We start from the raw sequence: 22,631 nt of genomic DNA, 5'->3' as shown, positions 1-22,631 counted from the left end.
ATAAAAGCGAATAGTTTTCAAGTAAAGGAAGCTCGGATTTTGCAAAAATTAATTTTAATTGCTGGCCCCAGTGGTGCTGGTAAAACTACTATTTCAGAATACTTGGCAAATACATTCGCCATTCCCAGGGTATTGACCCACACCACCCGGCCGATGAGGCCGGGAGAAAGTTCAAAAGAATCGTATCACTTTGAAAGTGAAGCCAGTTTTAAGAAACTGCATTTTTTTGAACATGTCAAATACGGTTCCCACCAGTATGGTTCAAGTAAAGAAGCTCTAGACCAGGCTTGGCAGGATCATGATCTAGTGTCTTTGATTGTCGATATTAAGGGAGCGCAATCTTACCTAGCAAAGTTAAAAAAGCAGGTCTATTTTTTATACGTTACTGCCAGTTCGAAAAAGATGCTGGCCGAACGTTTAATAAAGCGCGGAGATGATCCAAATAAGATTAAAGAACGCTTAACTGGTAGTGAACTAAACGTCCTGCCGCCTGCTCTGCAAAAATACGCGCATATCTTGGTTAATGATGATTGGAATCAAACTAAGCGTCAACTCGATAATATTGTTAAAGAACTGAATAAGTAACTTGTCTGAGCAATTACTTTTGTAAAATGGTTTCAAAATAAAATTCTTAACATTTTGTAGCTCGTTTGACACGAATGTGTAACATTAAATGAGTAAGATAGAAAATGTCGGAAGAAATAGATAAGTAGTTTTAACTCTGCTTGCTAAAATTAATAAATATATTTAGAAAAGAGTTTAATTTTGAAACACGGACACTCGAAAGGATTAATTAAGTTAATAATTGTTATTGCCCTCTTTTTCACTGGTGCAACTAGCGTAACGGTAGTTAGTGCTGCTACTGCTAATGATGTCAATGCTAGTAGTGTAACCAAGAAGCGTACAGCTGTAGCTAATTTAGCTAAAAAGCAAGTTGGCAAAGGTTATGTATATGGCGCTGCGGGTCCTTATTCTTTTGACTGTTCCGGTTTAGTACAATATGTCTACAAGACAGCTGGAAATAAAATTTTACCAAGAACTACATATTCACAAGTTTTACAAGGTAAAAAAGTTTCACTAAAAAAGTTAAAGAAAGGTGATCTACTTTTCTGGGGATCTTCAGCTGCCCCAAATCATGTCGGCATCTATGTGGGTGATAACCAGTTTGTACATGCTGCCACGCCAAGCCAAGGCGTTTTAAAGCAGTCAATTAGTGCTTATTTTTATCCTTCTGCCGCTAAACGTATTTTAGATTAAGAACTCTTTTCTAATTTTCTCCAAATTTGCTAAACAATAAAATTAAGTTGAACGTCCTTTTACTACTAAATTCGTGAAAGGGCTTTTTTACGTACCAGTATTATTTCTGTAACCTTTTTGTAATATTATGCGTGTAAAATTGATTTTGTAATATAGAAGTAGAGCTTATTAATATAAATAGTTTGATGCGAATACGGGGGGATTTTGATTTTGAAGATTAAAAGTAACTTAGTAAAATTTACTACTGCTGCGGCGCTAACCGTTACTGGCTTAGGTGTTGCCAGTTTAGCCAATAATAATTTGACAACTGTTAATGTTAAAGCTGCCACTAGTAAAGTAAAAATCAATTATGTTCCCGGTTATGGCATCAATATTTGGGATAACTATGAAAATCCTACTTTTACCGGCCAACGGATAAAACACGGTAAAACGGTTAATGTTTTAAGCAGTGCCGTTGATCAAAAAGGTAGAACCTGGTATCAAATTGGTGAAGGCCAATGGATTCAAGCACGTTACACTGTCAAACCTGGTGTTAAAGTAAAGTCGGTCAAACCAAAAAAGTCTGTTAAGCAAGCAGAAAAAGTTGTTAATTTGGCGAATGCAGAAGTAGGCAAGGCATATGCCTGGGGTGGCAATGGACCTCAAGGATTTGACTGTTCAGGTTTGGCTCAGTATGTATTTAGTGAAGCTACTGGCGTGAACCTGAGTCGTAGTACTTATTCACAAGTTAAACAAGGTAAACAGGTTTCGATACAGGACTTAAAGCCTGGCGATCTTCTGTTTTGGGGATCAGCAAGTGCTCCATACCATGTTGGTATTTATGTTGGCAATAACCAATATGTTCATGCTGCTTCTCCTTCACAAGGTGTTGTTAAGGATAGTTTAAGTTCATACTTCTATCCCTCAGTTGCAAAACGTGTTCTTGAATAGAAATATATTAAAAATTAAAACACTTAGGAAATTTTCTAAGTGTTTTTTTAGTACCATTTAGTTAGTGTAACTTGATTAAAAATCTGAAGCGTTTAAAATGGAGTTAAATACTAGTTTTTGGTCACATTATGCTACCAAAGGAGAAATGATTTGATGAAGCGTAATTTTTGGAAAATGAGCCTTGCTGCAGCATTGACATTAACCGGAATTGGTGTTGCTTCACCGCAAAAAACTGTAGATGCTGCTACGTTTAAGACACCTATAAAAAGAATACAAATCAATTGTCTGCCAAATAAGAGTGTGAAAATATGGACAGATTATAATGGAGGGCAACTGATCAGTTTTCGTGCAAAAAATAAAAGTAAATGGAATGTTGCCAAAACGGCTGTTGATCGCAAAGGTAAATTATGGTACATGATTGGCGACAGTGAATGGATTGAAGCACGTTACACGCAAGATTTAACGCAGGATTCTAATGCCCAAACTGTGCACGAGCAAGTTAAGAGCGCAGTAACCAAAAAGAAGAATAAAAAGGCTAAAAGCAAAATTAAAAAAATAGCAGTTGGGCCGAATAAGCAGAAGACAGCTAAGCCAAAGGCGCAGGAGCAAAAGACAGTTGTACCTAAACTTAATAATGCGATCCAAACAAAGAGTGCCGCTAATGTAACCCCAATAACGCGTTTAAGTAATAAAGTTTCTGCTGATAATGTTTCTAAACGTGCACAAGACGTGGTGAACTTAGCAGAGAGTCAAATTGGTAAAGGTTATGCCTGGGGCGGAAATGGCCCAGATAATTACGACTGCTCGGGACTGGTTCAGTATGTGTATAATCAAGTTGGTGGCGTGCAATTGCCTCGCGTAACGACTGACCAAGTAAAAGTTGGAGTAACTGTAACGATGGACCAGCTGCAGCCAGGCGATCTCTTATTTTGGGGTTCAGAAGATGCGCCTTATCATGTGGGAATTTATGTTGGTAATAATCAGTATGTTTGTGCTGCAACACCAGAACAAGGAGTAGTATTGCAGACAATCAGTTCATATTTTTATCCTTGTGTAGCCAAGCGCGTTATTCAATAATAAAATGGTAGTTTTGAGGCTAAGATGCTTTGAGTAAATGAAAAAGATTCTCACAATAATAAAATATGCGAGGATCTTTTTTTAGTTAATATAATTAGCTAAGCGTGCTTGTTCTTGGGGTGAAAGACGCGCAACAACATGAATACCATCATTTTGATAGTTTTCTTTTAATACTTGAGCATTTTCATGCAGGTAACCTAAAATCTTTCCCGCAGATAAGGGTAAAAGCAGATTAATTTGCTTATAACTGCTAAAAATATGCTTGGTTATTAAATCAGCAAGGGTTGCGATAGACTTGGTATCAATTGCAGAATATAGAATACCGCTACCTTCAATTTGTGGATAATTGCGCTCTGACTTGTCAGCCTTATTATAGGCAGTAATCATCGGCGTGTTTTTGACGCCAATTTCATCAAGCACGTTTTGTGTGGTGCGGATCATCTGTATCATATTGGGATCAGAAGCATCAACGACGTTAATTAATAAATCGGCATCTTTTACTTCCTGCAGCGTAGCTTTAAAAGATTCAATCAGGTTATGGGGCAATTTAGAAATAAAACCAACTGTATCTGACAGGATAAAGCTAAAATTATTATCTAAGTCGATACGACGAACATTTGTATCCAACGTCGCAAACAGCATGTTTTTAACAAAAACTTGTTTAGCACTATGCTTGGAAAATTCCGTTAACAGCCCATTCATAGTGGTTGATTTGCCAGCATTAGTGTAGCCGACTAGTGCTACTTTAGGGATATGATTTTGATTGCGCCTTTTGGCTTTAATTTCTTCTTGTTTACTAATAGTTTGTAATTCCTTTTTTATAATAGAAATTTGTTTACCAATTGTGCGCCGATTCAATTCCAGTTTCGTTTCACCAGCTCCACGGTTGGCAAAACCACCACCGGTAGAACCGCCATTACCGCGTTGTTGATCCAACGAGTTTTCTGAGGGATGCAGGCGGGGTAATTCATATTGTAATTGCGCCAGCTGCACTTGTAATTTTGCTTGCTTAGTCCGGGCACGGCTTGAAAATATTTCTAAGATTAATTCTGTGCGATCAACTACCCGCAGCTTAGTCAGTTTTTCTAAATTACGTATTTGTACAGGTGTTAACTCATCATTAAGTACTAATACTTTTGCTTTTAGGCCCCGTGCCATATCTTTAATTTCATTTATTTTTCCCAAGCCAAAATAAGTACCAGCTATGATGTGTTCCGCATTTTGTCGTGCCTGTCCCACAACCTGCATGTTTGCGGCTTCTGTAAGATTGGCAAGTTCATTCATGTAATAATCAAAATTGGGGTCATTTAAATTAACTCCTGCAATAAATGCCTTTGTTTTATGGGGAGTATTTTCAATCATTTAATTCTCTTTCTGTATGTGAAGTTATTAATAGTGATCTTATAAATTAATATTTTTTAATCCTCATGATTCATACCTCTTTTGCTTTGCTATTAGTTTAATTTTAATACATCTATGTCTCATTACCAAAAAGAAGATTAATTGTCCGCTAATTTTAGTGGCAAAAATAAAGCTTTTTAGGATAACTGCCCCAATTGATTTATGTCAGAGCCGGCTCTTTTACCTGCTAGGTTTTGCAAAAATTACTGCTAGTAGTTTTTATTATTTGGCAGAGAGAAAAAAAGGAGTATAATTCAATCTGTTAAGGTACCTAACTAATTTTGTAAAAACGGAGATATTTGTAAAATGGCACAAAGAATAAGCTATCAAACTAATCAAAAGGTACAACAGAATCGCTGGTGGATTCTGGTTGCCGTGGGACTTTTCACGTTCATGTCAACTTTAGATGGCACAATTGTTAATATTGCTTTGCCAGTAATCAGTAAAGATTTGCGGATTCCAATGAGCCAGTCCGAATGGGTAGTTTCGCTGTACTTAATTGTAGTCTGCAGCTTTATTTTGTTTTTTGGCAAGTTAAGTGATATCTTGGGCAAGATTAAAATTTTTCGCTTAGGTGCAATCTTTTTTATTGCGGGGTCACTTTTATCAGGTTTTAGAATCAATCTATTGTTTTTGCTGGGCGCAAGGGCCTTGCAAGCAGTTGGTGCCGCTATGACTATGGCTACTAATAATGGTATTATCACAGAAATTTTTCCCACTACTGAAAGGGGAAAAGCGTTAGGAACTATTGGCTCCTTTGTTGCTCTGGGCTCAATCGCTGGACCCGGTTTAGGTGGATTAATATTAAGTCACCTGTCCTGGTCTTACATTTTTTGGCTTAATGTGCCGGTGGGAATCATTGCTGCATTAATTGGCGCCAAGTTTTTACCACAAGACATTACTTTTACCAAAGCTCCTCTGGATAAAATGGGCTCGTTCAGCTTTGCCTTCGGTATGATTACTCTATTTGGTGGCGTCTTTTTAGGCCAGCAATTAGGTTTCAGTTCTTCACTGGTTTTATTAATGTTAATAATTGGTCTTGTAAGTTTTATTTGGTTTGTTTATGTGGAAAATCATGCTGCTAATCCATTGTTACAATTCAAATTGTTTAAAAATCCGGATTTTTCAGTTAGTCTGCTCTGTGCGTTATTAATTTTTATTACGAACTTTTTCTTCAATGTGGTCACACCTTTTTACTTGGAAAATGCGCGGCACCTGTCTCCGAGCCAAACTGGTTATATCTTGATGATCTTACCTGTAGTCCAGCTGGTTGCTGCTCCTGTTGCAGGCTCTCTTTCTGACAAGATAGGTCCTAAATTAATCACATTTATAGGTTTGGTTTTACTGTTAATCAGCCAGGTGGGTTACACATTGTGCAACTTAAATTCACCAATTTGGCTGTTCATTATCAGCATCGCTTTAATGGGATTGGGAAGCGGCATTTTTAGTTCTCCTAATAATTCACTTGTCATGGGTTCTGTTGAACAAAAGGATTTAGGTGTTGCTGGCAGTATTAACTCTTTATCCCGTAATCTAGGTATGGTTATTGGTATTTCCAGTGCAACTACCGTATTATTTGCGGCAATGAGCAAAGCAAAAGGAGCTAGAGTCACCGCATATTTACCCAAGCAACCTGAAATTTTTATCTATGGTATGCATGTAGTTTTCATTATTTCAATGATAATTTGTTTAGTTACTGTTATCTTAAGTGGCTGGAGACTATTCAAAAAATAATAAATGATAACTTGTAAATAAGTGTCGAAAATAAAAATTTTCAACACTTTTTTGCTTTAAAAAATAATTTTTTAATAATTTTTTCTTCTTTTTACTTATTTGGGTATATTATTGTAGAGGGAAAGTGCAAAACGAGGAGGTTTAGGATGAACCATAAAGTTGTGACGTATCCAGCCATTTTTAAGCCACTGGAAAATGATATATATGTAATTAGTTTCCCTGATGTTAAAGGGGGAATAACCGAAGGGCAGGGTCTGCGTGAAGCAATGAAAATGGCTGCTGATACACTTGCGAGTCGTTTATATAACAAAGCGGTATTGCCGAAGGTTAGCAAAGTTAGTGATATTAAGTTGCCAGATGATGGTTCCTTTGTTGCACCGGTTTCTGCAGATTTAACTGAGGCGTCGCGCGATCGTATTAATTATGAAATTTGATTTACAAAAAAAGCACCCCAATTTCTTGGGATGCTCTTTTTATTAACTTGTTCCAAAAACTTTCTTTTAATTCTCGGGAACAAGTCTATTATAATATATCTAACAAAATTTTGCTAATACTTTTAGCTTGTTTTACTAAAAAGTGTTTGCAATAAGCTCTAATTAAATGTACAAAAGCATTTTAGATATTCGATACAAATTGACAATAACATTATTTGAGTGCTATTTTTGAGAAAGAAAAAAAGTGTGGGAGTAAATTATGCAAACGATTGAAAGTTCTGTTTTGCGAATTTCTATTTCTGAAAAGGGTGCCAAGTTAGTTAACTTTATTGCCCAAAATAAGCAGACTGATTATTTTAAAGATGAGAATGAGCAAAAACAATTAGAGATTATTTTTAAGGGAGCAGGTCAAGGGAAAAACCTGGCTGACATCCTGCCATGGACGGTTGTAGATAAGGGAGATTCCAGAGTAAGCTTAGCGTTAATTGACAACAACTCAAGCTATAAAAACTTTCCTTACCATTTTGAGGCAATTCTGACATATGCTTTGGAGGGAAATAGAATTGATATTAAGTTTTATTTAAAAAACAATTCGCATAAAGATTTGCCATTTTCGTTACAATTCTTAATGCCTGTTTTTACAGGCTGGTCAATCACTACCAACGCCAATGAACTTGAGCTGAGTAGGGACGATACTACTTTGACTTTGGATTCTGCTCATTTTGCATTAACTGCTTCTCATGATCAAGTTAAAGCTAGTATAGACCAATCCAGTCTTGCCAGTGATAGTGATGAAGAATTGACGTTGACCTTAACATTGAGTTAAACAAATTAATGTTTTTAATAAGATAAAATTGACAAACCGTCGTCGGTTTGTTTTTTTGCTATAATATACTCATTGTAACTAGATTTTAGGTAAGTAAAAAGTTATGGATCACAACGAGAATCACCCGCATAAGAGTCGGGTCGAATTACACGCCAAGGACTACCACAGAAGAAAGCGGATTTTAGCTTGGGTGTTAAGCCTTGCAGTCCTGTTGACTGTGGCGGTTGGTGCATATTCCGCATATATTTATTTGCGCACGAAAGATGCAGTTGATAATGCCTACGATGACCAAAATAGTGTGCAGATCAAAAATGGCGAGTTTGATGGCAAGAAAAAATTTGCTGTATTGCTAATGGGCACTGATACCGGGGCACTTGATCGTAAAGAAAAAATAGGTAATACTGATACTATTATTATTGCCGTCGTTAATCCGCAGAAAAAGCGCTATTCATTGATGTCGGTACCAAGAGATACAATGGCCCAAATGATAGGAGCAGAAAAATTCCAAGTTAAAAAAATTAATGCTGCTTATCCTGTTGGCGGAGCAGCCATGTCCATGGCAAGCGTGTCCAAGTTAGTTAATGTGCCAATTAAATATTATGTTTTGGTAAATATGAAAGGTATTATGCGGCTAATCCGCTATATCGGTGGCATTAATATCAAACCCACTTTGAGTTTTGAATATGGTGGTTACATTTTTAAGAAAAATCTGTTGACTCACATGGGTGGCGGCGGAGCTCTGGCCTATTCACGTATGCGCTATGACGATCCAGAAGGTGATTATGGCCGTCAGAAGCGCCAGCGCCAAGTGATAACTACTATTATCAAGAAGTCAGTGTCAATCAATACTTTAGCCAGGTTAGATTCAGTATTGTCCGCAATTTCTGATAACATTAAAACTAATTTGCCCTTTGATGCGCTGCGTCAAATTGCGTTTAACTACCGTGATTCTACTAAGAATGTCAAAAATGATTATCTTCACGGACACAATGCGACAATTGACGGTGCGTCTTATCAGGTGCAATCAACTAAGGAATTGCAGCGAGTATCAGATTATTTACGAACGGAATTAGGCTTGTCTGTTGTACCAGTAGACAATAACGAAACCTACCAAAATAAACGTAACAAAAATCAAGGATTTGATTTTAAAAATCCTGAAAATCAAGACTATCATATTTACGAGGATTATCAAGATCAAAGTTACCAGGAAGAAGGCGACAATTGGTAATGCGTTTGTGGTCAATCGCTATCGGATATGGATTTGGCTGCTTGCTGACTGCGGTTTTTATTTGCCGCTTTGCTTTACACGAAGATCCCACAAAGGTGGGTTCGGGTAATCCAGGCACGGCAAATGTCGGAGCAGTGTTTGGGAAAAAATGGGGTATATTAACTTGTATTGGTGACTTGTTAAAAACTTTCATCTGTCTTGTTATCGTACACTATCTTTTCTCAGACAATATTGCTCTTTTGTATGCGGGCTTAGGCTTGGAGCTGGGGCACTGCTTTCCCTTTTGGAACCATTTTGATGGAGGAAAGGGCGTAACGGTAGCCGTGATAGTAGCGGCGCTGTATGATACTCCTGCTGCTGCGGTGACACTTCTAGTTTGTTTAATACTACTGATAGTATTACAAAATTTGACGATTCCACCGATAATTTTTATAATATTGTTCAGTTTGTATGAACTTTTTAAAGTTAAAGAAGCGGGAATCGTATTATTAATAATGACTCTGGTCATGGTATTCAAATTTAGATATGACCTACGTGACTTTTTTACTGGCAACGGAAAAAAGGTTGATGTTTTATACTCAATTAAGAAAAAATTGGGTATAAGACATGATAGTCAACAGCATCATTTTTAGTGAGGAATATAACTTAGGAATATGAATAAAAATAAGAAATCTTTAAAAGCTATTCAGATAATTTTCCTACTGGTGGCAACTCTGTTTATGCTAGTGCAAATGTTTAATTTGAAAGGATTTGCTGCCAGAGCGCACTTTTCATTTATTCACTTTATGCCTAACATGTTGCACAACGCGACTTTAATGATAGTGCCTATGGTATTCGGTGCTGTTTACAGTAAGAAAAAGCAAAGTGTTAGTGAAAGCTTTAAATATTGGCTGTTAGCCAGTGTCACTTTAATCGTTTACTACATTTTCTTTTTCTTTATAGTTCCAACCCGTTTTAATATGTGGCGCGTTTGGGGAATGCTGTTTCCTATCATTACCAGTACTTCAGTTTTGTTCTCCGGACTGGTTTTCTGCTTGCTAATCCAGCCACACCTATATGATTTTTTGCATAAATTAACTGTTAAGCAAAATCTCTTAGTACTAAGTTTGCTGACATTACTAGGTTTTGCCTTAAGTGCTGGTAATTTATCTTTTCAATACACGCTTTATGGCTTGTACTTAGTACTTTTCTTTGCCTGGGGCATGTTTTTAGCCAATGTTCCCATCAATAATAAGTTGCTGACATTATCTTTAATCAGTGGGTTTTTGTCCTTCTTTATTGTAGTGATTGGCGTTTCCGGTTTTGATGCTGTTTACTGGTCTCAGATAATTTCCGGTAATGGTGGTGGCGACTGGAATAGGGAATTTTTAAATAATCCTACGTCGCCATTTATGTTTTTAATGGTGGTGGCCGTCTTTTTATTGTTTAAGAAGTTAATCTTAACTTTAAATAAAAAGCAGATGCGCTACTTTATCCCAGTAATCATGATCATGGATGCACCTATTTCACCCAGATTTATGAGAGCTTTTAGCTTTACAGGGTCATCGATTATTGACAAGCTGATTTTGCTGGTAGTGATGACAATCATTGTGGTTGTCTGGTATCAATTGCTTGAGCGCTATTTGTTCCAGATAAATCCATTTGCTAAGGTTATCAATTACTTAGATCATGAACCTAATCTGGCTAAAATTTGTGAGAAGAGTTGGGCAATATTTACCAACTTTGTTATTAAAAACAGGGTTAATCTGCTAACTTGGGCCTGGTTCTACATTTTAAGTTTTGGCTCCTTCTTGATTGAATCTGATAACTTACGAATTCAGATAAGCACAGCGTCAACGATTAATGCGATAGTTTATCTTCTTGGCACTAAGTTCTTTGCCATGATTCTGACCACCATTTTTCTAGATGCATTGTTCTCAGTATTTTATTTCGTAACAACGCGTTATTGGACCTCGAATATTCTGGTGAGTCTGATAGCTATTGGCTGGGCTATCGCAAATAAGATTAAGCTTTTACTCCGTGGTGAACCAATCTATCCTACTGAATTAAGTGAGATAGTTAATTGGAGAACCTTGATTCCAATGATTGGTAAAACAACTGTCATTGCAATTTTAATTGCATTAATTGTCATAATTGCGCTGGACATCTTCTTAGAATTAAAGTGTCCAATTAAAAAGCGCGGATCATGGAAACGGCGTGGAATTTGGGCATTGTTAAGCCTGTTATTATTTGTTACGCCGCTGCGTTTTAACCATGATGGTGGTGTAATCTATCATATTAACCGCGGTTTTGACAACAGGCAAAGGTTCCGTAATCCAGAGCGGGATATTCAGGTTAATGGGCCTGTGCTTAATTTCCTGAATTACATTGACCTGCAGATTATGGATCAACCTGAAGGTTATTCAGAAACAAGCATTAAGCAACTAAATACCAAGTATGAAAAAGTTGCTGCCAGAATTAATAAGAAACGTAAAAATGACCTGCAGGATCAAACCATTGTCTTTAATCTAAGCGAAAGCTTTGTTGATCCAAGTACCTTCCCTACGATTAGATTCGATCGTGATGTTCCAAATCCAGTTAAATTTATCCAGTCGATGAAATCACGCTCAACCTACGGTAATATGTTGAGTGCTGGTTATGGTGGTGGTACTGCCAACATGGAATGGGAAACCTTAACCGGTTTGAATATGGGTATGTTCAAGTCTACTTTGACCCCTTACGTTCAGATAGTGCCAAATTATGACTTCTATCCAACAATAGGGATGAACTTTAAATATAAATCTGCAGTCCACCCATTTATCGGTACATACTACTCACGCCAGGAAGACTACCATAGATTTAAGTTTGATAAATTTATCTACGTCGGTTCAAAATATAAAATTATTGACCAAAAGAAGTTAGGTAAAAGTGGTTATAACTCTGACTTTACTACCTACGCAAACGGACTGAAAGAAATCAATTCACGTAATGGCGGCCAGTTTATTAACCTGATATCAATTCAGAACCATATGCCATATAATAACTGGTATCCAAACAACGAATACATGGGTAAAATTTCGGGAGAGTTGTTCAAGTCTCCAGCGGTACGTGATCAAATGGCTACCTATGTCAAGGGTACACAATATACTGACAAGGCAGTTGAGCAATTTATCAAGCAAATTGATAAAATTAAAAAGCCTATTACTTTAGTCTTTTATGGAGATCATTACCCAAGCATTATTTCTCAAAATTATACTGCTAAATATCCGGTACAAATGCATTCAACGCGCTACTTTATTTACTCAAACAAGTATGCTCGGCAACATGGTGCTAAGACCAGATTGCCGCGTAGAGCTAATAACTTCGTCAGCTCGAGTGACTTTATTGCTATGATGCTAGAACAGACTGATTCGAAAGTTACCCCTTATCAAGCGCTGCTGACTGAAGTACATAAGAAATTGCCGGCAATTACGATTAACTTTAAAGGAGATAAAGGCTTCGAATTAATTGGACGGCAAGGACAAGTAATTGATCCAAAATATCTCACTAAAAAGCAACAAGAAATTTTAGCTGACTATGAAGCTATTCAATATGATATGACAGCTGGCAAAGCTTATGGCTTAAAGGTTAAAGGCTTCTATAAGTAATAAAATTATATTGACTTATTAAGAAAAAATGAGTATTATCATTTATAACAATTTTAAGTAGCACCTTGATTCAGCGTTCAGAGAACTAGCGGTTAGTGTGAGCTAGACAGGTCAAGAGTAGCGAAATACTAGTTGGGTGGTTCCCGTAAAGACCATAGTTAAGGCACTTGTGATTAAGTGTAAACGTGGGTGGTACCACGGCTGAAAAGGTAATTAGTCGTCCCTAGATTCAAAAATGAATCTGGGGATTTTTTTATTGGAGGAAAAAAGATGGCAAACTTTGATATTTTAGCAGACTTGAAGTGGCGCGGAGCGATTAACCAGCAAACCGATGAGGCTGGCTTAACCAAGTATTTACAAGAACACGATGATTTAGCCCTTTATTGTGGTACCGATCCTACAGGTGATTCCCTTCATATCGGCCATCTTATTCCCTTCATGATCTTAAAAAGATTTCAGTTGGCCGGATATCATCCTGTGATTGTTATTGGTGGTGGTACCGGAACAATTGGTGATCCTTCTGGGCGTAAATCTGAGCGGGTGCTTCTTAGTGCAGAAAAGTTGCATGAAAACGAGGTAGCTCTGACTAAACAAATGGAAAAACTGTTTGGCACTGACAACTTTGAAATCGTTAATAACGCTGAATGGCTTGATAAATTAGGCTTAATTGAATTTCTGCGTGAATACGGCAAACACTTCCAAGTGAATAATATGATTAATAAAGATGTAGTTGCCAGTCGCTTGGATAATGGTATTTCCTTTACTGAATTTTCCTACCAAATTTTACAAGCCATTGATTTTTACCAGCTAAATAAAAATTATGGTGTCCAAATGCAAATTGGTGGTAGCGATCAGTGGGGCAATATCACAGCTGGCATTGATTTAATTCACAAGTTAATGGGATCAGACAGACAGGCATTTGGTTTAACAATTCCGTTAATGCTAAAAGCCGATGGCACTAAGTTTGGTAAATCAGCAGGTGGAGCTGTTTGGCTTGATCCTGAAAAAACCAGTCCTTACGAATTTTACCAGTTCTGGATCAATCAGGACGATCGTGACGTAGTTAAGTATTTGAAGTACTTTACTTTTCTTAGTCATGAAGAAATTGATGATCTGGCTGAACAAGTAAAAACCGAACCATGGAAACGGACAGCACAAAAAACACTTGCAAGGGAAGTAACCAAGTTTGTTCACGGCGAAGCAGGATTAAAAGAGGCAGAGATGATCACAGACGCCCTGTTTTCCGGTGATATTAAAAACTTGTCGGTTAAACAGATTGAGCAGGGACTTAAGAGTGCTCCTGCAGCCGCAGCACCTTCTCAGAGCAAAAATATTATAGACTTCTTAGTTGATACTAAGATTGAGCCTTCTAAGCGTCAGGCACGAGAAGATGTTGCTAACGGAGCAATTTATGTTAATGGTGAGCGCGAACAAGCAGTAGACTTTGAGGTCGATCCTGCTAAAGCCTTTGACGGTAAATACGTTATTATTAGAAAAGGTAAAAGAAAATATACTTTAGTTACAATTAAAGATTAATCTAAAAGAGGCAGTTGCTATTTTCGCAACTGCCCTTTTTTAACTCCAATTAAGATAGTATAATAAGAAACACATCATTTTTTAATTTAGGAGGATAAAAATGCGTGCACGCGTAATACTTTATAATAAAGAAAATAAGGCTGTTTTATTAATCCACAGATTTAAAAATGGTCGTAACTACTGGGTAATACCTGGTGGTGGAGCTAAAGGGAATGAAACCCCAGTTGAAACTGCATTAAGAGAAATTGATGAAGAACTAAGTATTCAACTAAAACCAGCTGCCTTAAACCAGCTATTTGAGTACAAAAGTCAAGAAAATGAACATTTCTTTTATGCTGAAATTTCCTTTATAGCTGCACCAGAAATTAGTGGAGAAGAAAAAGAACGCTCAAATAATGCAAATGTTTATCAGCCTGATTGGGTAGCTGTCAAAGACCTAGCTCAGATTAATTTAATGCCTCCTAAAGTTGCTTGTAAAATAATAAATCTGATTTGACTAATTTGACAAAAAAGTTATGGGATTTCATACTATTAATTTAGTAACGTATAACCATACTGCTAGGAGGGCAAAATGGCACAAAAAGAAATTTTAATAACAACTACAGAAAATATACCTGGTAAAAAATACGAAATTATCGGAGAAGTATTTGGTCTGACTACTCAGTCCAAAAATTTTGTTAAAAACTTTGGTGCAGGATTAAAATCAGTTGTTGGTGGTGAAATTCGCAGTTACACCAAAATGCTGGAAGATTCTCGCAATCAAGCTTTAGAAAGGCTGCGTCAAGCTGCAGAGGATAAGGGCGCAGATGCAATTGTGATGATGCGTTTTGACTCTGGTTCAATCAGTGGCGACATGCAGTCAGTGGTTGCCTACGGTACTGCTGTAAGATTTATTGCAGACAACGAATAGATATAGTATTATTTGAAGTATTCGCTTTATGAAAAGTGAATGCTTTTTTACTGAATTTAATTCGCCACTTTAGCTCAGAAGGTAGAGCACCGCCGTGGTAAGGAGGAGGTCCCCAGTTCAAATCTGGGAAGTGGCTTATGGATAAGGAAGGATGATTAATTTGGATTTAGCTAAAGTAACAGAATTTGTTAAAGAGCAGCTGCAAGATGAAAAAACTGGTCATGATTTTTATCATGGCCAACGGGTAGCGCATTTGGCTAGCAAAATGTATTTGCAGGATAATTCTGCTGCACATAAAGACAGCCGTATGGTTGCTATTATCGAGGCGGCTGGATATTTGCATGATACTATTGATGAAAAGATTTGCGCAGATCCTGATCAGGTTCTTGCCAGTATTAAAAAATTGTTGCCACAAGCAGGGTTTACTGCTTTAGAAATTAAAGATATTCTATTTACTATGCAGCACATGTCTTTTTCAGCCAATATCGAACACCATTATCAGTTGCCAGTTTCTGGAGAATACGTCCAAGATGCTGATCGCATTGAAAGCCTAGGTGCAATCGGTATTGCACGCGCTTTTACTTATGGTGGGTCCCATGGCAATGTTATATATGACCCCAGAATCAAACCGCAAAAGCTGGTTAGTCATGATCAATATCGAAAACACACGGAAACAACAATTAACCATTTCTATGAAAAATTATTTCACTTAGTTGATTTAATGAATACAGCTGGAGGAAAAAAGGAAGCGCAAAAAAGAACCGAATTTATGCGTGACTATGTCCAAGAATTTATGTCCGAATGGAATGTTTAAGCTGCATGAGGCTCCATGCAGCTTTTTTGCTTTAAAACCGAATATTAAATGCTTTATAGCAAGTTTAATTGACTGGAAAATTTGCTTAAGGGATTTTCCATTTTTAATAATGCCCTTTTGCGGTCAAGACCTCCGGCATAACCCGTTAAAGAGCCGTCACTGCTAATTACACGGTGGCAGGGAATGATTAAGCTAATAGGATTGTGTCCAACAGCATTGCCAATTGCACGAGCCTTATTTACTTTATTCTTTTGCCCTTTTTGCACTCGAGCGGATAATTCTTTATAAGTGACAAGTTCACCGTAAGGCACCTTTTGCAGTTCCTTAAGTACTTTTTGCCTAAAAGCTGACACGTCAGGTTTCACGAGGACGGTAGATGGGTCTGGTTTTTGCCCAGCAAAATAGTCAGTCAGCCATTTTTGGGCCAATTTAATCGGGTTACTGGGAAAGACTTTGACAAGACTCAAATCATAGCCGGCACCAAAATATTTTTGCCCGTTAAACCATAATCCTAAGAGGTGGTTATCATCGCTTAAAAGCGTTAATGTTCCTAATTTTGATTTAAAAAAAGCTTTATATAATTTCATTAGATTACCTTTATCATTGACGAACATTTTACCGTTTATTTTATTATACGTTAGTTTATGAACAAAGGTTGCTTAATGGCGCCAGATTAACTTAATTAACACCTATACGAAAATTTTAACTTTTTTATTTGTGGTATACAAAACATTATGAGTAAGGCTCAGTTTCGCTTTCATGAAAAAATAGGAATGCTATCAGATCAACACTTTATCTTGTAGCTTACTTTTGACAATACTACCAGATATGGTATGTTAGGTATTGTGATATTTACAGGAGGTACAATATGAGGTCAAAAATCAAAAAAATCTTTTCCATCAGTGCGATAGCGGTTGCTGCAGGGTTAGCGCTTACTGCTTGCTCAGGTAAAAAGCAGGGTGGCGCCAGCAATTCAAGTAGTAGTGCCAAGCACTCAATTGCGCTAATCACTGATACTGCGGGTGTTAATGATAATTCTTTTAACCAGTCTGCTTGGCAAGGCTTTAAGGAATATGGCAAAGATCATAATCTTAATCGCGGGCGCAATGGCTACCAGTATTTTCAATCAGGCAGTGCAGCGGATTTTGAGCCTAATTTTGATCAAGCCAGCAAAGCCGGCTACCAGACTATTTTTGGTATAGGCTATAGCTTAAAGGATGCGGTCAAAGCAGCTGCTAAAAAGAATCCTAAAAAGAACTACGTTATTGTTGATGAAGTGATTAAGGGGCAGAAAAATGTAGCCTCTGCCAACTTCAAGAGTGAACAGGCTTCCTATTTGGCCGGTGTTGTTGCGGCAACAGAAACAAAGACGAATGTCATCGGCTTTATTGGCGGTGCCCATGGCAATATTATTGATTTATTTGATGCCGGTTTTACCAAGGGCGTTCATGACCAAGCGCAAAAATTGCATAAAAAGATTACACTCTTAAACCAATATGTTGGCGACTTTAAGAGTGCTGATAAAGAAAAGGCAATTGCCCAGTCAATGTATGCTAAAAAAGCTGATATCATTTTCCACGCTTCTGGTTTAGCTGGCAACGGCTTGTTCCAAGAGGCTAAATCAATTAACCAGACAAGAACAGCTGCTAACAAAGTTTGGGCTATTGGCGTCGATTCCGACCAGTCACATTTAGGTAACTACAAGTCTAAAGATGGTAAAAAGGATAATTTTGTTTTGACTTCAGTTATTACCGGTGTAAATGTAGCTACACGTGATATTTCTAATCGCGCTTATCATGGGAAATTCCCTGGCGGTCAGCAACTGGTTTATGGTCTAAAAACTAACGGAGTTTCGATCAAACGCGGACAAATTAGTGCAAAAGCTTGGCAATATTCACGTCAAGCTCGTACAGAAATTATTAAGGGTAATATCAAAGTACCAATTCATCCAAGTAAATAGTTCGCAATACGCCAACATTTTTACCTATAATCAACCACAAAAAAATATTTCTTGAATTAATGCGTATTTTATTATAATATTAATTATGAAAAGTTCGTATTTTGTGGAGGGTAAATTAATGGGTAAGAAATTTACGAAATTTTTGTCATTAGGATTTTTAATGGCATCATTTACTTTAGTTTTGAATGCTTGCTCGGGAAAAAAGCAGGGAACAAGCAGTCAGAACAAAAAAGACAGTATTGCTTTAATTACTGATAGCAATGGTATTAATGACCAGTCCTTTAACCAGGCTGCATGGGCCGGTTTTAAAGATTATGGTAAAGAACATAATTTCAAGCAAGGTAAAGGCTATCAGTATTTCCAATCTAGCAGTGCTACTGACTATACACCTAACTTTAACCAGGCTGCTAAGTCTGGTTACCAAACAATATTTGGTATTGGTTATATGTTAAAAGATTCGGTTAAAGCAGCTGCTAAAAAGAATCCTAAGAAAAATTTTGTAATCGTTGACGATGTGATTACTGGTCAAAAAAATGTGGCTTCAGTAACTTTTAAGAGTAATGAATCATCATATTTAGGTGGTGTGGCTGCTGCTTATTCTACTAAAACCAACAAAGTTGGTTTTATCGGAGGAGCTAAGTCAGCTATCATTGATACTTTTGAAGCTGGTTTCAAGCAAGGCGTAAAAGACGCTGCTAAAGCTCAGCATAAAAAGATCAATGTCAGCGTACAGTATATCGGTAACTTTACTTCAAACGATAAAGCTAAATCAATTGCTCAGTCAATGTATGCTAATAAATGTGATGTAGTATTCCAAGCTGCAGGTTCAGCCGGTAGCGGAGTCTTCCAAGAAGCTAAGGCCCTAAATCAAACTAAACCCGAAAGTAACAAGGTTTGGGTAATTGGTGTAGATGTTGACCAGCAAAATCTAGGTAACTATAAAACGAAAGATGGTAAAAAGGCTAACTTTACTTTAACTTCAGTATTGAAGGGACTAAACGTTGCAACTAAATCCTTGGCTGACGATGCGGCTAAAGGTAAGTTCCCAGGAGGAAAGCATCTTGTCTACTCCTTAAAAGGCAATGGTGTTTCAATTACTAAAGGCAACCTTACACCAAAGGCATGGCTGGCAGTAGAAAAGGCCAAACAACAAATAGTTGCCGGAAAAATTACTGTAGCGCAAAATTAAAGTAAATTATTGATTAAAACTCTTTGTGTATACTTATGCAAAGAGTTTTTTACGAAAAAGGAAATTTACATAAAATGGAAGATATGACGAACGTAATAGAAATGCGCCATATTGTTAAGGATTTTAATGGCTTTAAAGCCAATAACGATATTAATCTGACTTTGAAAAAAGGTGAGATTCTAGCGTTATTAGGGGAAAACGGTGCTGGTAAATCAACTCTCATGAGCATTCTATCAGGATTGATTCAGCCCACTTCAGGTTCAATCGAAGTTCGCGGAAAAAAGGTTAATATTAAAAATCCGACTATCGCCAAAGATCTAGGTATCGGTATGGTACACCAGCACTTTATGTTGATGGAATCCTTTACAGTTTTGGAAAATATTATTTTGGGCCATGAAACAACCAAGGGACCTAAACTAGATTTCAAAAAAGCTGAAAAGCAGATTATGGCCTTATCTGAGCGCTATAACTTAAATATTGACCCTCAGAAAAAAATCAGTGAGATTACAGTGGCGCAACAACAAAGAGTGGAAATTCTGAAAGTTTTGTATCGCGGAGCTGATATTATGATTTTTGATGAGCCCACTGCTGTTTTAACGCCACAAGAAATTACGGAATTTATTCAAATTTTGCGTGGACTGGCTAAAGAGGGTAAATCGATTATTTTAATCACGCACAAGCTGGAAGAAATTGAGAGAGCTGCTGATCGTGTCACCGTTATTCGTGCTGGCCAAAGTGTAGGAACTTTTAATGTTGCTAACGTTGATAATAATCGTTTGGCGGAATTGATGGTTGGTCGTCATGTTAACATGAAGCTTAATAAGCCAGTAGCAAAAATTGGTAAAACGATGTTGCAGGTTGAAAATTTGCAAGTGAAAAATAAGCAAAACGTGGCTGTAATTAAAGGAATGTCTTTTAATTTGCATGCTGGTGAAATTTTGGGTGTTGCCGGTATTGATGGTAATGGCCAGGATGAACTTGTCAGAGCTTTAACCGGCTTGCAACATGTTCATGCCGGCAAAATTATAATTGACGGCGAAGACATGACTAATCGCAAGGTACGCCAGATAACTGAAAAGGGCGTGTCATATATTCCTGCTGACCGGCAAAAATATGGCTTAATTTTACCTTTTTCAGTTTCAGATAATTTAGCCCTGCAAACTTATTATCAAGAACCATTTTCACGTCACAACGTCATGCACTACGATGTCATTCACGAACATGCTAGAAACTTGATTAAGCAATTTGATATCAGGACGACCAGTGAAAAAATGCCTGTGAGTGATTTATCTGGTGGTAATCAACAAAAAGTGATAATTGCCCGTGAACTAAGCCGCAACAGCAATTTGGTTATTGCTTTTCAGCCGACACGCGGACTTGATGTTGGTGCTATTGAATACATTCATAAGCAGCTTTTAAACGAAAGAGCTCAAGGTAAAGCAATTTTGTTAATCTCGTATGAACTTGATGAAATTATGCAGTTGTCTGATCGGATTATTGTCCTTCATAATGGCAGTATTTCAGGTGAAGTCAGGCCGGAAAACACGAGTGATGAGGAATTAGGATTGTTAATGACTGGCGTTAAGAAAGAAGGCAGCGCTCTTGCTTAAAGTAACACTAAAAACTAAGAAAATTTTAGTACCAATTATTTCAATTTTAGCAGGCTTTTTAGTTGGGGCAATCATCATGCTGGTCTGGAGTTACAACCCGTTTCAAGCATATGCTTCAATGTTTTCCAGCGCCTTAGGCAATATGAATGGTATAGGTGAAACTATTCGTGAAGCAACTCCCCTGATTTTCACTGCTATTGGATTTGCCATTGCTTCTACTGCTGGCTTTTTCAATATTGGTTTGCCCGGTCAGGCGCAAGCAGGCTGGTTGTCATCCATCTGGGTAGTGCTGGCTAATCCGAACATGCCTAAAGTATTTTTACTGCCACTGGCTGTAATTACCGGTATTATTGCCGGTGCACTTGTTGCCGGTGTTGCCGGCTGGCTGCGTGCTCAATTTGGGACTAACGAAGTAATTACAACTATTATGATTAACTACATTGTGCTTTATTCTTGTCAATATTTGATGCAGCAGGTAATGTCAGCGAAATTACGTATTGATACTGATACTACTAAAACAATTACTGCTAACGGTAGTTTAAAGATTAACTGGCTTAGTTCAATGTTTGGTGATTCACGGATTAATGCGGGAATTTTTATTGCTTTAGTCGCCGTCTTTTTGTATTGGTATTTAATGAGGAAGACTACCACCGGCTTTGAAATTCGTTCGGTTGGTACTAATGCTGCAGCTAGTCGTTATGCCGGAATGTCTGCTAAAAAGAATATTATGCTATCGATGCTCCTGTCTGGCGGTTTTGCCGGTTTAGGTGGAGTTGTTCAGGGCCTTGGTACTTATCAAAACTACTTTACTCAGACGACTAGTTTGGATATTGGCTGGGATGGCTTGTCTGTTGCCCTTCTTGGTGGCGGCACAGCTGTTGGTATTTTGCTAGCTTCATTATTATTTTCGATATTAAAAATTGGTGGTCTAGGGATGCAGACCATTGCCGGTATTCCTTATGAGATCGTTTCGATAGTTATTGCCGCTATTATTTTCTTTGTTGCTATTCAATATGTTATTGGACTGCTATTTAAAACTAAAAAAGCCCAGGCAATTCAAAGAGACACCAAAACCGCTGATACGGATTCAGACAGTGCGGTGGCGGATTCTACTAAAACTCAAGGAGGACAAAATTAATGAATTTAGTTACGATTTTAGCGTTAATTGTATCATCAACTTTTGTCTATTCGGCTCCGTTGATTTTCACCGCTTTAGGTGGCGTTTATAGTGAAAACTCAGGTATTACCAATATTGGCCTAGAAGGAATAATGACTATCGGTGCCTTTTCTGCCATTGTGTTTAACCTGACTTTTGCTTCTACTTTTGGTAAAGCAACGCCATGGCTTGGCTTATTGATTGGTGGAATTGTGGGTCTGCTCTTTTCATTACTACATGCTGTTGCCACTATTAATTTTCATGCTGACCATATTATCAGTGGAACTGTACTTAACCTCATGGCACCGCCTTTAGGAGTATTTTTAGTTAAAGCTATTTATGATAAAGGGCAAACTGAAAACATTACTCAAAGCTTTGGTTATTTTAGTTTTCCCGGCTTAGCTGATATTCCTGTAATAGGGCCTATTTTCTTTCAAAATACATCAGCACCAGCATGGCTGGCAATAGTGGTGTCCGTAGTATTGTGGTGGATTTTGTATAAAACCCGCTTTGGCTTGCGCTTGCGCTCATGTGGTGAAAATCCGCAAGCTGCTGATACTCTGGGGATTAATGTTTATGGCATGCGTTATGCTGGAGTATTAATATCAGGCTTTTTAGGTGGAGTTGGCGGTGCAGTTTTTGCAGAGGCAATTTCTGGTAACTTTTCAGTTTCTACTATTGTAGGCCAAGGTTTTATGGCTTTGGCGGCCATGATCTTTGGTAAATGGAATCCGTTAGGTGCAATGATGGCTTCGCTTTTCTTTGGTTTTGCTCAAAGTATTAGTATCATCGGCAATCAATTGCCGTTCTTCAGCCACATACCTGCTGTTTACATGCAAATTGCTCCTTATGTAATTACAATCATAGTTTTAGTTCTGTTCTTCGGAAAATCGGTTGCTCCAGCAGCTGATGGTCAAAATTATATTAAGTCAAAATAGGGAGT

General features: G+C 37.6%; 21 protein-coding genes and 1 tRNA gene. 20 read left to right on the top strand and 2 right to left on the bottom strand.

Translation table 11 applies throughout. The annotated features are described in order from the left end of the window. Positions 1-39 precede the first annotated feature (39 nt). From H3R29_RS03110 to H3R29_RS03095, 4 genes are all read left to right on the top strand, one after another. Positions 40-585: a guanylate kinase gene (locus H3R29_RS03110; RefSeq protein ID WP_198202572.1), complete on the top strand. Its 546-nt coding sequence runs from the start codon at positions 40-42 to the stop codon at positions 583-585. Positions 586-765: 180 nt separating this feature from the next. Further along, positions 766-1,257, top strand: a complete 492-nt coding sequence (locus H3R29_RS03105) for a C40 family peptidase (RefSeq protein ID WP_198202571.1) — start codon at positions 766-768, stop codon at positions 1,255-1,257. 210 nt (positions 1,258-1,467) lie between these two features. Next, positions 1,468-2,187, top strand: coding sequence for a C40 family peptidase (locus H3R29_RS03100; RefSeq protein WP_198202570.1), 720 nt, complete (start codon positions 1,468-1,470; stop codon positions 2,185-2,187). A gap of 153 nt (positions 2,188-2,340) precedes the next feature. Further along, complete coding sequence (locus H3R29_RS03095; RefSeq protein ID WP_198202569.1) at positions 2,341-3,264, top strand: C40 family peptidase; 924 nt, start codon at positions 2,341-2,343, stop codon at positions 3,262-3,264. An 81-nt stretch (positions 3,265-3,345) separates the two neighbouring features. Here H3R29_RS03095 and hflX read toward each other — a convergent pair whose 3' ends face one another. Further along, on the bottom strand, positions 3,346-4,626 hold the full coding sequence (hflX, locus tag H3R29_RS03090; protein ID WP_198202568.1) for a GTPase HflX: 1,281 nt from the start codon (positions 4,624-4,626) through the stop codon (positions 3,346-3,348). A 345-nt stretch (positions 4,627-4,971) separates the two neighbouring features. Here hflX and H3R29_RS03085 point away from each other — a divergent pair, with 345 nt between their 5' ends. From H3R29_RS03085 to H3R29_RS03035, 11 genes are all read left to right on the top strand, one after another. Beyond that, entirely contained in the window at positions 4,972-6,399 is a 1,428-nt protein-coding gene (locus H3R29_RS03085; protein ID WP_198202567.1) for an MFS transporter, read from the top strand. A gap of 146 nt (positions 6,400-6,545) precedes the next feature. Then, positions 6,546-6,833 (top strand): type II toxin-antitoxin system HicB family antitoxin, encoded by a 288-nt coding sequence (locus H3R29_RS03080; RefSeq protein ID WP_198202566.1) that lies wholly within the window; start codon positions 6,546-6,548, stop codon positions 6,831-6,833. A gap of 259 nt (positions 6,834-7,092) precedes the next feature. Then, positions 7,093-7,659, top strand: coding sequence for an aldose epimerase (locus tag H3R29_RS03075; protein WP_198202565.1), 567 nt, complete (start codon positions 7,093-7,095; stop codon positions 7,657-7,659). Between the two features lie 103 nt (positions 7,660-7,762). Beyond that, on the top strand, positions 7,763-8,887 hold the full coding sequence (locus H3R29_RS03070) for an LCP family protein (RefSeq protein ID WP_198202564.1): 1,125 nt from the start codon (positions 7,763-7,765) through the stop codon (positions 8,885-8,887). Then, positions 8,887-9,519 (top strand): glycerol-3-phosphate acyltransferase, encoded by a 633-nt coding sequence (locus tag H3R29_RS03065; protein ID WP_198202563.1) that lies wholly within the window; start codon positions 8,887-8,889, stop codon positions 9,517-9,519. Before H3R29_RS03070 ends, H3R29_RS03065 begins: the two co-directional genes overlap by 1 nt. Positions 9,520-9,540: 21 nt before the next feature. Continuing rightward, positions 9,541-12,513 (top strand): alkaline phosphatase family protein, encoded by a 2,973-nt coding sequence (locus tag H3R29_RS03060; protein ID WP_198202562.1) that lies wholly within the window; start codon positions 9,541-9,543, stop codon positions 12,511-12,513. Between the two features lie 270 nt (positions 12,514-12,783). Next, a complete protein-coding gene (tyrS, locus tag H3R29_RS03055) occupies positions 12,784-14,049 on the top strand; it encodes a tyrosine--tRNA ligase (protein ID WP_198202561.1) in 1,266 nt (421 codons plus the stop codon). A 100-nt stretch (positions 14,050-14,149) separates the two neighbouring features. Continuing rightward, on the top strand, positions 14,150-14,545 hold the full coding sequence (locus H3R29_RS03050) for an NUDIX domain-containing protein (RefSeq protein ID WP_198202560.1): 396 nt from the start codon (positions 14,150-14,152) through the stop codon (positions 14,543-14,545). 75 nt (positions 14,546-14,620) lie between these two features. Next, positions 14,621-14,959 carry a heavy metal-binding domain-containing protein gene (locus H3R29_RS03045; protein ID WP_110446546.1) on the top strand — a complete coding sequence of 113 codons (339 nt, stop codon included), beginning with the start codon at positions 14,621-14,623 and terminating at the stop codon, positions 14,957-14,959. A 63-nt stretch (positions 14,960-15,022) separates the two neighbouring features. Then, positions 15,023-15,095 (top strand) — tRNA-Thr (locus H3R29_RS03040). A 15-nt stretch (positions 15,096-15,110) separates the two neighbouring features. After that, on the top strand, positions 15,111-15,773 hold the full coding sequence (locus H3R29_RS03035) for an HD domain-containing protein (protein ID WP_370567381.1): 663 nt from the start codon (positions 15,111-15,113) through the stop codon (positions 15,771-15,773). 53 nt (positions 15,774-15,826) lie between these two features. On the opposite strand, the gene H3R29_RS03030 is transcribed toward H3R29_RS03035, so the two are convergent. Further along, the gene (locus H3R29_RS03030) at positions 15,827-16,360 is read right to left on the bottom strand and encodes a methylated-DNA--[protein]-cysteine S-methyltransferase (protein WP_198202559.1); all 534 of its coding nucleotides are present in this window, start codon (positions 16,358-16,360) and stop codon (positions 15,827-15,829) included. Positions 16,361-16,641: 281 nt separating this feature from the next. Between H3R29_RS03030 and H3R29_RS03025 the strand changes: the two genes are divergently transcribed. The 5 genes from H3R29_RS03025 (at position 16,642) to H3R29_RS03005 (ending at position 22,626) form a co-directional block, all read left to right on the top strand. Then, complete coding sequence (locus H3R29_RS03025; protein WP_110446542.1) at positions 16,642-17,733, top strand: BMP family protein; 1,092 nt, start codon at positions 16,642-16,644, stop codon at positions 17,731-17,733. Between the two features lie 118 nt (positions 17,734-17,851). Beyond that, entirely contained in the window at positions 17,852-18,922 is a 1,071-nt protein-coding gene (locus H3R29_RS03020) for a BMP family protein (protein ID WP_187156753.1), read from the top strand. A 74-nt stretch (positions 18,923-18,996) separates the two neighbouring features. Further along, a complete protein-coding gene (locus tag H3R29_RS03015; RefSeq protein WP_305067108.1) occupies positions 18,997-20,532 on the top strand; it encodes an ABC transporter ATP-binding protein in 1,536 nt (511 codons plus the stop codon). Next, positions 20,525-21,670: an ABC transporter permease gene (locus H3R29_RS03010; protein ID WP_046325477.1), complete on the top strand. Its 1,146-nt coding sequence runs from the start codon at positions 20,525-20,527 to the stop codon at positions 21,668-21,670. The genes H3R29_RS03015 and H3R29_RS03010 overlap by 8 nt, the downstream gene beginning before the upstream one ends. Next, entirely contained in the window at positions 21,670-22,626 is a 957-nt protein-coding gene (locus H3R29_RS03005) for an ABC transporter permease (protein WP_046325476.1), read from the top strand. The genes H3R29_RS03010 and H3R29_RS03005 overlap by 1 nt, the downstream gene beginning before the upstream one ends. The last annotated feature ends 5 nt before the right edge of the window (positions 22,627-22,631 follow it).

The sequence above is a fragment of the Lactobacillus sp. M0393 genome, assembly GCF_016102025.1.
Classification (GTDB): domain Bacteria; phylum Bacillota; class Bacilli; order Lactobacillales; family Lactobacillaceae; genus Lactobacillus; species Lactobacillus melliventris.
Note: the sequence above shows the minus strand (reverse complement) of the source record. Positions and strands in the feature narration are given on the sequence as shown.

Coding starts and splice junctions, on each gene's coding strand:
- H3R29_RS03095 (WP_198202569.1), top strand. CDS start 2,341: ATGAAGCGTAATTTTTGGAAAATGAGCCTTGCTGCAGCATTGACATTA.
- hflX (WP_198202568.1), bottom strand. CDS start 4,626: ATGATTGAAAATACTCCCCATAAAACAAAGGCATTTATTGCAGGAGTT.
- H3R29_RS03085 (WP_198202567.1), top strand. CDS start 4,972: ATGGCACAAAGAATAAGCTATCAAACTAATCAAAAGGTACAACAGAAT.
- H3R29_RS03080 (WP_198202566.1), top strand. CDS start 6,546: ATGAACCATAAAGTTGTGACGTATCCAGCCATTTTTAAGCCACTGGAA.
- H3R29_RS03075 (WP_198202565.1), top strand. CDS start 7,093: ATGCAAACGATTGAAAGTTCTGTTTTGCGAATTTCTATTTCTGAAAAG.
- H3R29_RS03070 (WP_198202564.1), top strand. CDS start 7,763: ATGGATCACAACGAGAATCACCCGCATAAGAGTCGGGTCGAATTACAC.
- H3R29_RS03065 (WP_198202563.1), top strand. CDS start 8,887: ATGCGTTTGTGGTCAATCGCTATCGGATATGGATTTGGCTGCTTGCTG.
- H3R29_RS03060 (WP_198202562.1), top strand. CDS start 9,541: ATGAATAAAAATAAGAAATCTTTAAAAGCTATTCAGATAATTTTCCTA.
- tyrS (WP_198202561.1), top strand. CDS start 12,784: ATGGCAAACTTTGATATTTTAGCAGACTTGAAGTGGCGCGGAGCGATT.
- H3R29_RS03050 (WP_198202560.1), top strand. CDS start 14,150: ATGCGTGCACGCGTAATACTTTATAATAAAGAAAATAAGGCTGTTTTA.
- H3R29_RS03045 (WP_110446546.1), top strand. CDS start 14,621: ATGGCACAAAAAGAAATTTTAATAACAACTACAGAAAATATACCTGGT.
- H3R29_RS03035 (WP_370567381.1), top strand. CDS start 15,111: ATGATTAATTTGGATTTAGCTAAAGTAACAGAATTTGTTAAAGAGCAG.
- H3R29_RS03030 (WP_198202559.1), bottom strand. CDS start 16,360: ATGAAATTATATAAAGCTTTTTTTAAATCAAAATTAGGAACATTAACG.
- H3R29_RS03025 (WP_110446542.1), top strand. CDS start 16,642: ATGAGGTCAAAAATCAAAAAAATCTTTTCCATCAGTGCGATAGCGGTT.
- H3R29_RS03020 (WP_187156753.1), top strand. CDS start 17,852: ATGGGTAAGAAATTTACGAAATTTTTGTCATTAGGATTTTTAATGGCA.
- H3R29_RS03015 (WP_305067108.1), top strand. CDS start 18,997: ATGGAAGATATGACGAACGTAATAGAAATGCGCCATATTGTTAAGGAT.
- H3R29_RS03005 (WP_046325476.1), top strand. CDS start 21,670: ATGAATTTAGTTACGATTTTAGCGTTAATTGTATCATCAACTTTTGTC.